General features: G+C 61.0%; 13 protein-coding genes and 1 tRNA gene. 11 read left to right on the top strand and 3 right to left on the bottom strand.

All coding sequences use genetic code 11. The features are described 5' to 3' along the window. The 4 genes from B0D78_RS13165 to B0D78_RS00015 all read left to right on the top strand — a co-directional run. The coding region (locus B0D78_RS13165) for a hypothetical protein (RefSeq protein ID WP_205948230.1) at positions 1–250 on the top strand (250 nt) is incomplete at its 5' end. Between the two features lie 268 nt (positions 251–518). After that, positions 519–833 carry a DUF4236 domain-containing protein gene (locus B0D78_RS00005; protein WP_078014943.1) on the top strand — a complete coding sequence of 105 codons (315 nt, stop codon included), beginning with the start codon at positions 519–521 and terminating at the stop codon, positions 831–833. Between the two features lie 204 nt (positions 834–1,037). Further along, positions 1,038–1,247, top strand: a complete 210-nt coding sequence (locus B0D78_RS00010; protein WP_078014944.1) for a TOBE domain-containing protein — start codon at positions 1,038–1,040, stop codon at positions 1,245–1,247. Positions 1,248–1,467: 220 nt separating this feature from the next. Further along, the gene (locus tag B0D78_RS00015; RefSeq protein ID WP_078014945.1) at positions 1,468–2,673 is read left to right on the top strand and encodes a DUF3798 domain-containing protein; all 1,206 of its coding nucleotides are present in this window, start codon (positions 1,468–1,470) and stop codon (positions 2,671–2,673) included. Here B0D78_RS00015 and B0D78_RS12670 read toward each other — a convergent pair. Further along, a complete protein-coding gene (locus B0D78_RS12670; protein ID WP_168169933.1) occupies positions 2,670–2,903 on the bottom strand; it encodes a hypothetical protein in 234 nt (77 codons plus the stop codon). The two genes, B0D78_RS00015 and B0D78_RS12670, sit on opposite strands and share 4 nt — an antisense overlap. A gap of 47 nt (positions 2,904–2,950) precedes the next feature. Here B0D78_RS12670 and B0D78_RS00020 point away from each other — a divergent pair, with 47 nt between their 5' ends. From B0D78_RS00020 to thiC, 6 genes are all read left to right on the top strand, one after another. After that, a complete protein-coding gene (locus B0D78_RS00020; protein ID WP_078014946.1) occupies positions 2,951–4,165 on the top strand; it encodes a DUF3798 domain-containing protein in 1,215 nt (404 codons plus the stop codon). A gap of 132 nt (positions 4,166–4,297) precedes the next feature. After that, positions 4,298–4,373 (top strand) — tRNA-Ala (locus B0D78_RS00025). Between the two features lie 140 nt (positions 4,374–4,513). Further along, on the top strand, positions 4,514–5,503 hold the full coding sequence (locus B0D78_RS00030; RefSeq protein WP_078014947.1) for an NADH:flavin oxidoreductase: 990 nt from the start codon (positions 4,514–4,516) through the stop codon (positions 5,501–5,503). A 434-nt stretch (positions 5,504–5,937) separates the two neighbouring features. Next, positions 5,938–7,104, top strand: a complete 1,167-nt coding sequence (locus tag B0D78_RS00035; protein ID WP_078014948.1) for a hypothetical protein — start codon at positions 5,938–5,940, stop codon at positions 7,102–7,104. Between the two features lie 69 nt (positions 7,105–7,173). Further along, positions 7,174–8,352: a M20 metallopeptidase family protein gene (locus B0D78_RS00040; RefSeq protein ID WP_078014949.1), complete on the top strand. Its 1,179-nt coding sequence runs from the start codon at positions 7,174–7,176 to the stop codon at positions 8,350–8,352. 295 nt (positions 8,353–8,647) lie between these two features. Continuing rightward, positions 8,648–9,961, top strand: coding sequence for a phosphomethylpyrimidine synthase ThiC (gene thiC / locus B0D78_RS00045; protein ID WP_078014950.1), 1,314 nt, complete (start codon positions 8,648–8,650; stop codon positions 9,959–9,961). A 166-nt stretch (positions 9,962–10,127) separates the two neighbouring features. Here thiC and B0D78_RS00050 read toward each other — a convergent pair whose 3' ends face one another. Beyond that, complete coding sequence (locus tag B0D78_RS00050) at positions 10,128–10,742, bottom strand: cytidylate kinase-like family protein (protein WP_078014951.1); 615 nt, start codon at positions 10,740–10,742, stop codon at positions 10,128–10,130. Between the two features lie 130 nt (positions 10,743–10,872). Further along, on the bottom strand, positions 10,873–11,163 hold the full coding sequence (locus B0D78_RS12675; RefSeq protein WP_078014952.1) for a hypothetical protein: 291 nt from the start codon (positions 11,161–11,163) through the stop codon (positions 10,873–10,875). A 286-nt stretch (positions 11,164–11,449) separates the two neighbouring features. On the opposite strand from B0D78_RS12675, the gene lysA reads away from it, so the two are divergent. Continuing rightward, complete coding sequence (gene lysA / locus B0D78_RS00060) at positions 11,450–12,754, top strand: diaminopimelate decarboxylase (RefSeq protein ID WP_078014953.1); 1,305 nt, start codon at positions 11,450–11,452, stop codon at positions 12,752–12,754. The last annotated feature ends 15 nt before the right edge of the window (positions 12,755–12,769 follow it).

Consider the following 12,769-nt stretch of genomic DNA (forward strand, 5'->3'; position numbering starts at 1 on the left):
CTTAGCGGGATTCAGCTGGGCTGGTTGTCTTTTTCTAGTGTGGGGTTACGGGAATCTAGGTTTTAAAGACTTCTCCGATGAACATCGAATGCAGCTTCACGTAGCTGGCGGCAAGATGTTTTTTTTCATCGGTCAGCCGAATGAAAAAGCCATATCTTTTTCATCTCCTTTTCTACAGTTCGTTGCACTATCAAAAGAGGCTGCGCGTTCAGCATCGCCAAGTTTTTCTTGGATGAGAAGATGGGCCTGAAACGGTAATTGTCTCTTTGTCCTCGACTTATCTTCGACACCACGTGCCGTTACAACGGGCTGCCGCCGGGGTATCCATAACGGCGAGAAACAGCTGGCACTGAAGGTCTGACGGGGGCTTCCTTCATGGCGTTCTTCCACGGAAAACTTATTTGACAGCGTCTTGCCGTAAGTTATAATTTATGTACAAATTGAGTCGTATATGGAGGGCTGTTTTGCGGACGCGCGTTTTTGCGGGGCGCGGATATATTCGAAGGAGGCTGGACAACATGGGGTTGCGCTTTAAAAAGAGCATCAAAATTCTGCCCGGCATCAGCATCAACATCAGCAAAACCGGCGTCAGCGCCACGATCGGGCCGAAGGGGAAGAGCATCAACGTCGGCACGAACGGCATCTTCGGAAATCTCGGCCTGGGCAAGGGCGTTTCTTATCGCAAGAAGTTGGGCGACGTGATGCCCAAGAACGCGGGAACCGCCGGTTTCAAGCGGGTTCTCAAGATCGTCATGCTGATCGTGATCGCGGTTTATCTGATCTGGCAGTATGCGGGGCCGTTCCTCGGTGGATTTTTGGGCGGCGCGAAATGATTTTTTCGGAGAGACGGGTTCCGGTTCGAAAGAGCCGGAACTTTTTTGTCCGGAGCCGGCGATTGAACTGCAAAAATGTTGGGCGGCGTTTGGATATCTATTCTTAAAAGAATAATATTTATAAGAGATTCATTGACAATCGGGTGAGGCGATGATAGTTTAATATTGATTTATGGTCAAAATAAAATCGAAGGAGGCTTTTTTATGAAATACGGCGTTCGCAACGACCTGATGGCGACGGTCCAGGCGGTGAAGAAGGGCGAGATTATGTCGCAGATCGAATGCACCCTTGATGCCGCAGGCAAACTCAGTTCCGTGCTGACAAGTGATTCAGTGGCCGAGCTGGATCTGAATCCCGGCGACAGGGTGCATTTGTTGATCAAGGCGATTCACGTGATTCCCGCCAAGGATTGATCTTTGGTTGATCTTCCCCGCAGCTGCGGTGGCGCGGCTGAATTCGCAAGGGAGTCCGACATTGCGCCGGGCTCTTTTTTGTTTTTGTCGGAATCAGGCGCGCTGCGGCATCTGCCGGGTGGGGCCGTAGTTTTTTGCCGAAGATTGCCTCTTTATGTTCAATATATTAAAATTACTCTGTGGCGCGGAGCAAAATTTATGGAAAGAGGTGGCGGAAGGTATGAGAAAATATTTTGCAGCGGCGTTGGTTCTGGGAGCGGCTTGGTGCTCGGGAACGGCTTTTGCGGCGGAGCCGGCGAAGTTCCACATCGGCGTCTGCACGGGAACCGTTTCGCAGTCGGAAGACGAATTGCGCGGCGCCGAAGCGCTGATCAGAAAATACGGCGACGTGATGCACGGCGGCATCGTCAATCACGTGACCTATCCCGACAATTTCATGACGGAGCAGGAGACGACGATCTCACAGATCGCTTCTTTCGCCGACGATCCGCTGATGAGGGCCGTCGTCGTCAATCAGGCCATTCCGGGCACGACGGAAGCGTTCCGGCGCATCCGCGAAAAGCGGCCGGATATTCTGCTGTTCAGCGGCGACCCGCAGGAGGATCCTCAGGTGATCGACAGCGTCGCCGATCTGTCTACGGGCAACGACATGATTTCGCGCGGCTATCTGAACGTGGTTCTCGCCAAGCGGCTGGGGTGCAAGCATTACGTGCATATCTCCTTCCCGCGTCATATGAGTTACGAGCTGCTTTCGCGCCGTCGTAAGATCATCGAGCAGACCTGCAGGGACATCGGCGTCGAGTTCCATTTCGAAACCGCTCCCGATCCTACCAGCGACGTGGGCGTGGCGGGCGCGCAGCAGTTCATTCTCGAAAAGATGCCCAGCTGGCTCGACAAATACGGCAAGGATACGGCGTTTTTCTGCACAAACGACGCGCAGTCGGAGCCGTTGCTCAAGTGCGTTCTCGAGCTCGGCGGCTATTTCATCGAGGGCGATTCGCCCCTGATCGGTTTTCCCGGCGCGCTGGGGCTCGACCTGTCCGACGCGGCGGGGGATTTCGACGCGATCCTGAAGCGCCTCGAGGATACTGTGGTGGCGCGCGGCGGAAAGGGCCGCATGGGATTGTGGCGCTATCCACTCGGCTTTTCCACGACGAAGGCGCTGGGCGAATTCGCGATCGACTGCGCCGATCGGGGCGTCACGCATCAGAAGTTCCGGCGTTACTTCACCGTTTCGAAAGTGATCGGTTTCTTCAACGAGGAATCGGGGAGCTCGTCATGGAAAGGGCGCTGCTATGCCGACGCCCAGACGGGCGTGGAGGCGAAAAATCACGTGCTGCTCCTTCAGGACACCTACACGCTTGGCGTCGGGCCGCAGCGCATGACCGAAGTCGAGATTCCCGAAAAATATCTGCAGATCCACTAGGCGCGCGGCAGCGGGGAGCGCTCTTTTTCGAATAAAGAGCGCTCCCCGTTTTTTTGTTCCACGGGATTTGTTTCGTTTTGGTCTTGCCGTATGGTTCGAGAAAAATCGGCTCGCTGCGGATGTGGCTTTGCATGTGCTTTGCGGCGTCGCTTGCGGCGGAAATATTTTATCGTAAAAATGTTTATGTCGCCCTTCTTGACCGTTAATTTAAAATAGATTAAAATTGCCACGTGGCTCGTAATTTATCTTTTAACAGTTGAAAGAGGGGGCAAAAAATATGAAAAAATACCATCTGGCAGCGGCGTTGCTTTTGGGCGCGGCGGTGTTCGCGGGGGCGGCCTGCGCGGCCGAGCCGGCGAAGTTCCACATCGGCATCTGCACGGGCACGGTCTCGCAATCGGAGGACGACCTTCGCGGCGCCGAAGCGCTGATCCAGAAATACGGCGACGTCACCGACGGCGGCATGATCAAGCACGTAACCTATCCCGACAGCTTCATGACCGAGCAGGAGACGACCATTTCCCAGATCGCGGCTTTTGCCGACGACCCGTTGATGAAGGCGGTCATCGTCAACCAGGGCATCCCCGGCACCACCGAGGCGTTCCGCCGTATCCGCGAGAAGCGTCCCGAGATGCTGCTCTTCGTCGGCGAAGCCCATGAGGATCCCAGCGTCATCGACAGCATCTCCGATCTCACCGTGGGCAACGACAACCTGTCGCGCGGCTATCTGAACATCGTCCTGGCCAAGCGCCTGGGGTGCAAGCACTTCGTGCACATCTCCTTCCCCCGCCACATGAGCTACGAGCTTCTTTCCCGCCGCCGCATGATCATGGAGCAGACCTGCAAGGACATCGGCCTCGGCTTCCACTTCGAGACCGCTCCCGATCCCACCAGCGACGTGGGCGTTGCCGGCGCGCAGCAGTTCATCCTCGAAAAGATGCCCACTTGGATCGACAAGTACGGCAAGGACACGGCCTTCTTCTGCACCAACGACGCGCAGACCGAACCGATGCTGAAGAGCATCGTCGAGCACGGCGGCTATTTCATCGAGGCCGACCTGCCCTCGCCGTTGATGGGCTATCCCGGCGCGCTGGGGCTCGATCTCGCCGACGTGAGCGGTAACTTCGAAGCGATCCTCAAGCGCGTCGAAGACACCGTGATCGCGCGCGGCGCCGGCGGACGCATGGGCGTCTGGGCCTACTCTCTGGGCTTCACCACCTCCAAGGCGCTGGGCGAATTCGCGATCGACTGCATCGAGCAGGGCGTCACGCACCAGAAGTTCCGCCGTTACTTCGAGATCCCCAAAGTCATCAAATTCTTCGACGCCGAGTCGCCGAACTCCTCGTGGAAGGGACGCTACTACGCCGACGCGCAGACCGACGTGGAGTCGAAAAACCATATCCTCATCCTTCAGGACACCTACATGCTCGGCGCCGGCCCGCAGCACATGACCGACATCGAAGTGCCCGAAAAGTACCTGAAGATCCATTAGGGAAAGACGCAGCGCCCCGTTCCGTTCGTTGAACCGCGATCCGTTGGGCGCGGGGGAATATTGTGCCCTCTTGCAATTTTGATGAAGTCGTGCTAATATGCACGAGTCATCCGGGACACGGGTGACGCATCTGGGGGTATAGCTCAGCTGGGAGAGCGTTTGAATGGCATTCAAAAGGTCAGGGGTTCGAATCCCCTTACCTCCACCAGACGAATGTACGGCGTCCGAAGCGATTCGGGCGCCGTTTTTTGTCGCTTCGTTCCGGTCTTGAAATCGGAGGCCGGCTGCCCCATAATGAAAGCCGAGCTGTTTTTCTTCACAAAATCGGTGCTGAAAGAGGCGATGTAGATGCGACTTTTGCGGGAACCTGTGACGATCAAAAACGTGACGCTGAAAAACCGTCTGGTGATGCCGCCCATGGCGACGGAAAAGGCCGATCGCGGCGCGGTGACGGCGGCGACGCTGGCCTGGTACGACGAGAAGTCCCGCGGCGGATTCATCGGCCTGGTCGAAACGGAGCACTGCTACGTCAGTCCGGAAGGGCAGGCGAGTCCGTGCCAGCTTTCGATCTCGCGCGACAGCGACGTTGAAGGGCTGAGCCGGCTGGTACGGACGGTGCACGCCAACGGCTCGCCGCTCGTGGCTCAGCTGAACCACGCCGGCAGCTTGGCGAAAGAAGAGGTGACGGGGCTGCCGGCGTACGGCGCTTCGGCGGTGACGAACCCGCGCCGCGGCACGCGCGTCCCCGTGGCGCTGGACGCGGCCGGGCTGGACAAAATCGTCCGCGATTTCGCCGCGGCCGCCCGCCGCGCGAAAGAGGCGGGCTTTGACGGCGTGGAGCTCCATTCGGCTCACGGCTATCTGCTCGACCAATTTTATTCGCCGTTGACGAACCGGCGCGGCGACGAATACGGCATTTCGCCGGAAAACCGCGTGCGCCTGCACGGCCGTGTGATCGCCGCGGTACGCGAGGCCGTCGGCGACGATTACCTCGTGGCGTTGCGCCTGGGCGCCGGCGATTACATGCCCGGCGGAGCGACAGCGGAGGACGGCGCGCGGGCGGCGGCATTCTTCGAGCGCTGCGGCGTCGACATGATCAGCCTGTCCGGCGGCATGTGCGGTTACATCGTGCCGGGGCTGGACGGCGAGGGCTATTTCAGCCGGCTTTCCGCGGCGGTGAAGGAAAAGGTTTCCGTCCCCGTGCTGCTGACCGGCGGCGTCGTCACCGGCGCCGGCGCGGAAAAACTGCTGTGGGAAGGGAAGGCCGACCTGATCGGCGTAGGGCGCGCGATCCTGCAGGACTCCGGCTGGGCGGCCCGCGTCATGAGCGGCGCATAAGAGGGAACGGTCCGTAAGAGCCGGCCGAAGCGCGCCCTGCTGGCGGGACAGGGCCGCCTCGTGGAAGAAGAAAGTAAAAATGCCGGAGCTTTGCCTTGTTCAGGTATTGACTTTTTAGTGTCCGGGTGTAAAAATATTTTCGTCGCGGTGCGCGGCGTTAACTGAGAAAGAAAGGAGCGTTCCCGCGTCATGAGAAGAATGAGCTCGCAGCAGTTCTACTTTAGCTTTTATTACGGCGTCCATGGCGTGGGAATCCCCTTGAGGTCCGACGTTTAACGCGTCGTGGCGCAAAGATCAAGGACCGGTCCCCATGCGGGAGCCGGTCTTTTTTTATTCTCCCGTTTTTACCGAAACGCCTTTTCCGGAGAGGCGTTTTGCGTAAAATAAGCGCTTGAAAAAATTTTCGTTGCCAATTCCCGAAAGGTGGGGTATTTATGGATCAGTTAAGCGCATTGACGGTCATCGCTCTCGTGTACGCTGCGGCGAACCTTCTGGCGATGAAGACCCGTGCCCGCGTGAGCATGATGTTCATCTGCTCGGTGATTTTCCTGGCTTTGTTCTGGAGCGGGGTGCCGACGACTCTTTTCGAGGACAGCAAGATGGTGCCGCTGGCCACGTCGTTCATCGCCCTGCTGATGGTGCAGATGGGCAGCATGATGGATGCCCGCAAGCTGCGGGAGGAGTGGAGGACGGTGGCGGTGTCGTTCCTCGGCATGTGCGCCGGCGCCGGCGCGATCCTACTGGCCGCGTCGCCTTTCATCGGCTGGGACTATGCCGTGGCGGCGACCGGCCCGGTGTCGGGCGGCGTCGTGGCCGGGCTGATCATGACCGAGGCGGCCGACGCCAAGGGGCTGACGGCGATCGGCGTGTTCGTGACGATGCTGCTGACGGTGCAGGGGTTCTTCGGCATTCCCATCGCTTCCAACTGCCTGCTGCACGAGGGCAAAAAGCTCAAGGCCCGTTTCGCCGCCGGCGAGCGCGCGCTGGCGGCGGGGCAGCCCGGCACGTCCAAGTGGGAGAAACTGATCCCGCCGATGCCCCAGCGCTGGCAGACCAGCTACGTTTACATCGCCAAAGCGTTCGCCGTCGCCTGGCTCAGCTTCAAGGCCGCGTCCTTGCTGGGCGACGCCGTGCATCCTTTTGTGATGGCGCTGCTTTTCGGCATCGTCTTTCACGAGCTGGGCTTCATCGAGACGAACATCATGACGCTGGGCAACGCGAACGGCATGGTCATGTTCGCGATCATGATCCCCATTTACATCAGGCTGGCCAAGGCGACGCCGCGCATGATCCTCGATCTGCTCGGGCCGCTGTTCATCGTTTTCGGTGCCACGGTCGCCGGCATCTTTATCGCTTCCATCCTTTTGAGTAAAATATTCAAGTACAGCTGGGGCCTTTCCGCGGCGCTGAGCGCCACGTGCATGATCGGTTTCCCCGGCACGCTGATCATCTCCGAGGAAGTCGCCGCTCAGCTGGGCGGCAGCGACGAAGAGCGGGAGTTCGTCCTCTCGCACGTGCTTCCCAAGATGCTCATCGCCGGATTCACCACGGTCACCATCGCCTCCGTGTTCCTGGCGGCGTTCCTCGTCAAGTTTTTCTAGTTTTGCGGCTGAAAGCGGCTCCGCGGCGCGGGGCCGACAATTCAAACGATTCGAAAGGAGTCTTTTATGATGGCAGACAGGCAGGACAGCGTCACACGCGCTTCCGAAGCGGCCGTGGCCTTGCGCCGCGAGCTTCACCGTCACCCGGAACTTTCCTGGCGCGAGGTGGAGACGACGAAAAAAATCACCGCCCGGATGGCGGAACTCGGCGTTTCCGTGATCAAAAAAGGATTCAAGGGCACTCAGTGCGGCCTCGTCGCCGAGATCAAGGGGGCCAAGCCCGGACCGACGCTGATGATCCGCGCCGACATCGACGCGCTGCCCGTCGCCGAGGATCCGTCCCACGACGTCGCGTCCGAATGCGCGGGCGTCATGCACGCCTGCGGGCACGACGCCCACGCGGCTATCCTCGCCGGCGTCGTTCAGGTGGTGCAGGAGCACCGGGACGAACTTTGCGGCGCGGTGAGGTTCCTGTTCCAGCCCGCCGAGGAAGCGGGCCCCGGCTCCGGCGCGCCCGCGGTGATCGCCGACGGCGCGCTCGAAGGCGTCGACGCGATCATCGGCGAGCACGTGCAGAGCCAGATGCCGGCCGGTAAAATCGGCTGGAAGAAAGGGCCGATGATGGCCTCCGCCGACATCTGGGACATCGTCATCCGTGGCAAGGGCGGCCACGGCGCCAGCCCCCACCGCGCCGTCAATCCGATGCTCTGCGCGGCGGCCCTGGTGCCGGCGCTGACGGCCATCGCGCCGCAGGAAGTGAGCGCGCTCGAACCCGTTGTCGTCGGCATCGGCGCCATCAAAGCCGGCGAAGCCCGCAACGTCATTCCCGATACCTGCACGATGTGCGGCACCGTGCGCTGCTCCGACATGGAAACGCGCGAAGCCATGCCCGAACGCTTCCACCGCATCGTCGACGGCATCGCCGCGGCGTGGAACTGCACGGCCGATCTGAAGTACGAAAAAGTCTATCCGGTCACCGTCAACGATCCCGACGTCACCGACTGGATCCTGGACGTGGCGAAAGCCGAAGGGCTTGAGGATCGTCTTGTGGAACGCGAGTTCGCCATGGGATCCGAGGATTTCAGCTACTACGGCGAAAAAATCCCCGCCGCGTACTTCAACCTCGGCATGGGCACCGACACGCCGCATCACAGCGCCGAGTTCCGCGTCGACGACGCCGTCGTGCCGTTGGGCGTGAAGCTGCTGTCGGCGCTGGCGCTCGATTACGGCAAAAGCCGCGGGAAATAGAAATTTTTCGCCTTTTGCCGCCGCGGGGCGCTTGTCAAATCGGCCGCGGCCTGCTAGACTGGTCCTGCATCAAACGAAGAGCGAACCGGGGAGCTTGCGTCACGCAGGCTGAGAGGGAACTGGCGTTCCGACCCGTGAACCTGTTGGGATAATGCCCGCGGAGGAAGACGCAGAAAAAAATGGAGGGAGCGGGCTCCGCACGAGGAGTCCGCTCCCTTGTTTTTCGTTCGGGCAAAAGCGCCGGTTCCGCGGAAAATCCGCTGTCCGCAGCGGAAGCAGGAAAGGAGTCCGTCATATGGAGCGAAATTACCACACGCAAATGGAAGCGGCGCGCCGCGGCATCGCCACGCCGGAGATGGAGATCGTCGCGAAAAAAGAACGCCGCAGCGTTCGGGAACTGATGGGCTGGATGGCCGAAGGCACAGCCGTGATCCCCGCCAACCGCGGGCATCGGGGCCTCGACCCTAACGGCGTCGGCAGCATGCTCAAAACCAAGATCAACGTCAATCTCGGCGTCAGCCGCGACTGCAAGGACTACGACGTGGAAATGCAGAAAGTCATGAGCGCCGTGAATATGGGCGCCGAAGCCATCATGGACCTGTCCAGCCACGGCGACACGCAGCCTTTCCGCCGCAAACTGTGCGGCGAGTGTCCCGCCATGATCGGCACCGTGCCCGTGTACGACGCGGTCATCCATTACCGGCGCGACCTCGCCACGCTCAGCGCTCAGGACTTCGTCGACGTGGTGCGCCTGCACGCGGAGGACGGCGTCGATTTCGTCACGCTCCACTGCGGCATCACGCGCAAGACCATCGAGCAGATCAGAAACTGCGGACGGGCGATGAACATCGTCAGCCGCGGCGGCAGCCTCGTTTTCGTCTGGATGAGCATGACCGGCGAGGAAAATCCGTTCTACTCACATTTCGACGAGATCCTCGACATCTGCCGCGAGCACGACGTCACCATCAGCCTCGGCGACGCCTGCCGCCCCGGCTGTCTTGCCGACGCCACCGACGTCTGCCAGATCGAGGAGCTCGTCCGCCTCGGTGAATTGACCCGCCGCGCTTGGGCGAAGGACGTTCAGGTCATGGTCGAAGGCCCGGGGCACGTGCCGCTGGATCAGATCGCCGCCAACATGAAAGTGCAACAGACCATCTGCCGGGGCGCGCCGTTCTACGTGCTCGGCCCCCTCGTCACCGACATCGCCCCCGGTTACGACCACATCACCGCCGCCATCGGCGGCGCGGTGGCGGCGGCCAACGGCGCGGCCTTCCTGTGCTACGTCACGCCCGCCGAACATCTGGCCCTGCCCAACGTGGACGACGTCAAACAGGGCATCATCGCCAGCCGCATCGCCGCCCACGCCGCCGACATCGCCAAGGGCATTCCCGGCGCGCGCGAGCAGGACGACCGCATGGCCGCGGCGCGGCGCAAGCTCGATTGGGACGCGCAGTGGCTGGAAGCCGTCGATCCGGAGACCGCCAAAGCCATCCGCGCAAGCCGGGCCCCCGAAGACGACCACAGCGAAACCTGCAGCATGTGCGGCAAATTCTGCGCCGTGCGCAGCATGAACAAGGCGCTGGCCGGCGAGTACATCGACATTCTGTAAAAACGAGCCGCCGCGGGGACGCAAAAAGATCCCCCGCGGCGGCTCGTTCGTTGTCGAAAAGCGACACCTTATTTTCAGTCAATAGTTTGCAAAGAAGCGTCATCCGTCATTCCAAACCGAGTGTTCCACGTGGAACATTTTGATTCGTCTTTGTCTGCGGCCAGTTTTACCCGAACCGCCGCGCGGTCTCGACGATCAGGGCCGCGGCGGCCTCGCAGCCGAAGGCGCTGCTGTTGAGTGTGAGGTGGTAGCGATGGATATGGCCCCATTTGCTGCCGGCGTAATACTGGTAGTGCTTGGAGCGGATCTTGTCGTTGCGCTGCACGGTTTTTTCGGCGCCCTCCGCGGGCAGACCGTATTCGCCGACGGCGCGGGCGACGCGGTCGGCCAGCGGCGCGTGGATGAACACGTTCAGGCAGTCGGTGCGGTCGCGCAGGATGTAATCGGCGCAGCGCCCGACGATGACGCAGGGAGCTTTCTCGGCCAGTTCGCGGATGATCTTGCTCTGCAGGATGAAGAGGTTGTCCGAGGCGGGCAGTCCGTCGTTGATGAACATCGAGTTGGCGTAATAGCCGTTGGCGGCCAGGTTGAACAAATAGTTGGGCGTGACCTGCTCTTCGGTGTTTCTGATGTAATCGATGGCAAAACCACTCTTCTTGGCGGCGAGGTCGATCAGGACCTTGTCGTAGAATCCGTACCCCAGCATTTGGGCAGTCCGTTCGCCGATGCTGCGTCCGCCGCTGCCGTATTCGCGACCGATGGTGATGATGCGTGCTGTCATGTGAATCAGTCCCTCCTGCCTCTTGAGAATGGATTTTTACGCAGATCGTCCGGGAAAAATGAGTGCAGCCACGGAATAAAGACCCTCTTCTTTATAATAAAATACCACAAACACCGCCTTTTTTCCAGTATCAGGCTGAAGCGACGGCGGTTTCGCCGCGGCGGCCGGGAAAAAACGCTTGCGAAAAATGGCTGTCGGAATTGACGGAACAGTGAAAAATTATTTCGATTTCGCCCTTGACAGACGGGAAACTGCGGTTATAATTTTCAGCAACAGATGAATAGGGATAAAGGCGATGAACCGGATCCCGTCGATTCGTCATTTTCACGGTGCCAGAGAGGAGATCCCACAGGCTGAAAGGGTTTCCGCGTGAAAGAATCCGGCGGGCAAGGCCCGGGGAGCTGGGATTGAAAAAGCGCATTCGACGCCGGAGTAGATTTCCCGGATTGACCCTCGTGATCGGGTCCGAGCGGGATGCAGCGATGCGTCCAAGAAGGGTGGTACCGCGAGACTGATTTCAGGCTCGTCCCTACAGCGCGGGGACGAGCCTTTTTGCTTCCCGCGCTGTCACGGTCCTCCCGGCAGGACGGCTGCGTTCAAGCAGGGTGGTACCGCGTGCCGAAAATGAGAAGCGCGTCCCTGTGTATTTGCGAAAAATACACAGGGACGCGCTTTTTTATGAACTTTTCCGAAGGGATGGGATGACGATGAATCATTTGATCTGGGGCGGCTGCGATACGGTGACGCTGGCCGAACGATACGGCACGCCGCTGTACGTGATGGACGAAACGATGCTGCGCGACCGCTGCCGGCGGCTGCGCGCCGCGGCAGCGGGGCGGAACGCGCGCGTCTGCTACGCCGGCAAGGCTTTTCTGAACGCCGCCATGGCCCGCCTGATCGACGAAGAAGGGCTGTGCCTCGACACCGTGTCGCCGGGCGAGTTCCATATCGCCTGCGCGGCGGGCTTCCCGACGGAGCGCGTGACGCTGCACGGCAACGCCAAGACGGAAGAGTTCCTCGCCGCCGGGCTGGAACGCGGCGTCGGCGCGGTGGCGGTCGACAGCGAAGACGAGCTGGCGCTGCTGGCGCGCCTCTGCGCGAAACGCGGCGCCCGGCAGAAGATCCTGCTGCGCCTCAGCCCCGGCATCGAGGCGCGTACGCACCGTTCCATCCAGACGGCGCAGAAGGACTGCAAGTTCGGCGTGCCTCTGGCGCATCTGGAGCGCGCCGTGCGCTTCGCCCTCGGCGCGTCGGGGCTCGACCTGGCGGGGCTGCACGTCCACGTCGGCAGCCAGATCCGCGACGTCGAAACCTATCTGCGGGCGGCGGACCGCATGACGGAGATCATGCTGAAGCTGCGCGAAGCGACGGGCTTCGCGGCGCGCGAGCTCGACCTCGGCGGCGGCTTCGCCATTCCCGAGCGTCCCGGCGAGGCCGGAGCGCCGGCGGAACGCTTTGTCGCCGCCATCCTCGACCGCGTCGACGCGCGCTGCGCCGAGCTGGGTCTGGAGCGTCCCGAAGTCGCCTTCGAGCCGGGACGGTGGATAGCGGGCGAGGCGGGAATTACGCTCTACACGGTACAGGGCGTCAAGGAGATCCCCGGCGTGCGCACCTACGTGGCGGTGGACGGCGGCATGACGGACAACCCGCGCCCGCAGCTTTACCAGGCGGAATACGGGGTGCTCTTGGTCAACGACACGGAACGCCCCGCAGACCGCCGCGCCGCGATCGCCGGGCCGTGCTGCGAGACGGGCGACGTGCTGACGCTCGACACTCCCGTGCCGGAGCTGCGCCGCGGCGACGTGCTGGCCGTGCCGCTGACGGGCGCCTACAATTATTCCATGTTCAGCACCTACAACTGCGCCCTGCGCCCCGCCGTGATCTTCGCCCGCGACGGACAGGCCCGCGTGGCGGTGCGCCGGCAGACGCTCGACGAGCTGCTGAGCGGTCAGCTGGAGTGGGCGGGGAATTCGCGGCGGAACGCCGCCGCTGGATCCGGTAAAACGGTATGAGCCGATTTCGATTTT

It is taken from the genome of Pyramidobacter sp. C12-8, from assembly GCF_002007215.1.
GTDB lineage: Bacteria > Synergistota > Synergistia > Synergistales > Dethiosulfovibrionaceae > Pyramidobacter.

Bases quoted from the DNA above. Each gene is read 5' to 3' on its own strand.
- B0D78_RS00005 (WP_078014943.1), top strand. From the start codon at position 519: ATGGGGTTGCGCTTTAAAAAGAGCATCAAAATTCTGCCCGGCATCAGC.
- B0D78_RS00010 (WP_078014944.1), top strand. From the start codon at position 1,038: ATGAAATACGGCGTTCGCAACGACCTGATGGCGACGGTCCAGGCGGTG.
- B0D78_RS00015 (WP_078014945.1), top strand. From the start codon at position 1,468: ATGAGAAAATATTTTGCAGCGGCGTTGGTTCTGGGAGCGGCTTGGTGC.
- B0D78_RS00020 (WP_078014946.1), top strand. From the start codon at position 2,951: ATGAAAAAATACCATCTGGCAGCGGCGTTGCTTTTGGGCGCGGCGGTG.
- B0D78_RS00030 (WP_078014947.1), top strand. From the start codon at position 4,514: ATGCGACTTTTGCGGGAACCTGTGACGATCAAAAACGTGACGCTGAAA.
- B0D78_RS00035 (WP_078014948.1), top strand. From the start codon at position 5,938: ATGGATCAGTTAAGCGCATTGACGGTCATCGCTCTCGTGTACGCTGCG.
- B0D78_RS00040 (WP_078014949.1), top strand. From the start codon at position 7,174: ATGGCAGACAGGCAGGACAGCGTCACACGCGCTTCCGAAGCGGCCGTG.
- thiC (WP_078014950.1), top strand. From the start codon at position 8,648: ATGGAGCGAAATTACCACACGCAAATGGAAGCGGCGCGCCGCGGCATC.
- B0D78_RS00050 (WP_078014951.1), bottom strand. From the start codon at position 10,742: ATGACAGCACGCATCATCACCATCGGTCGCGAATACGGCAGCGGCGGA.
- B0D78_RS12675 (WP_078014952.1), bottom strand. From the start codon at position 11,163: ATGCGCTTTTTCAATCCCAGCTCCCCGGGCCTTGCCCGCCGGATTCTT.
- lysA (WP_078014953.1), top strand. From the start codon at position 11,450: ATGAATCATTTGATCTGGGGCGGCTGCGATACGGTGACGCTGGCCGAA.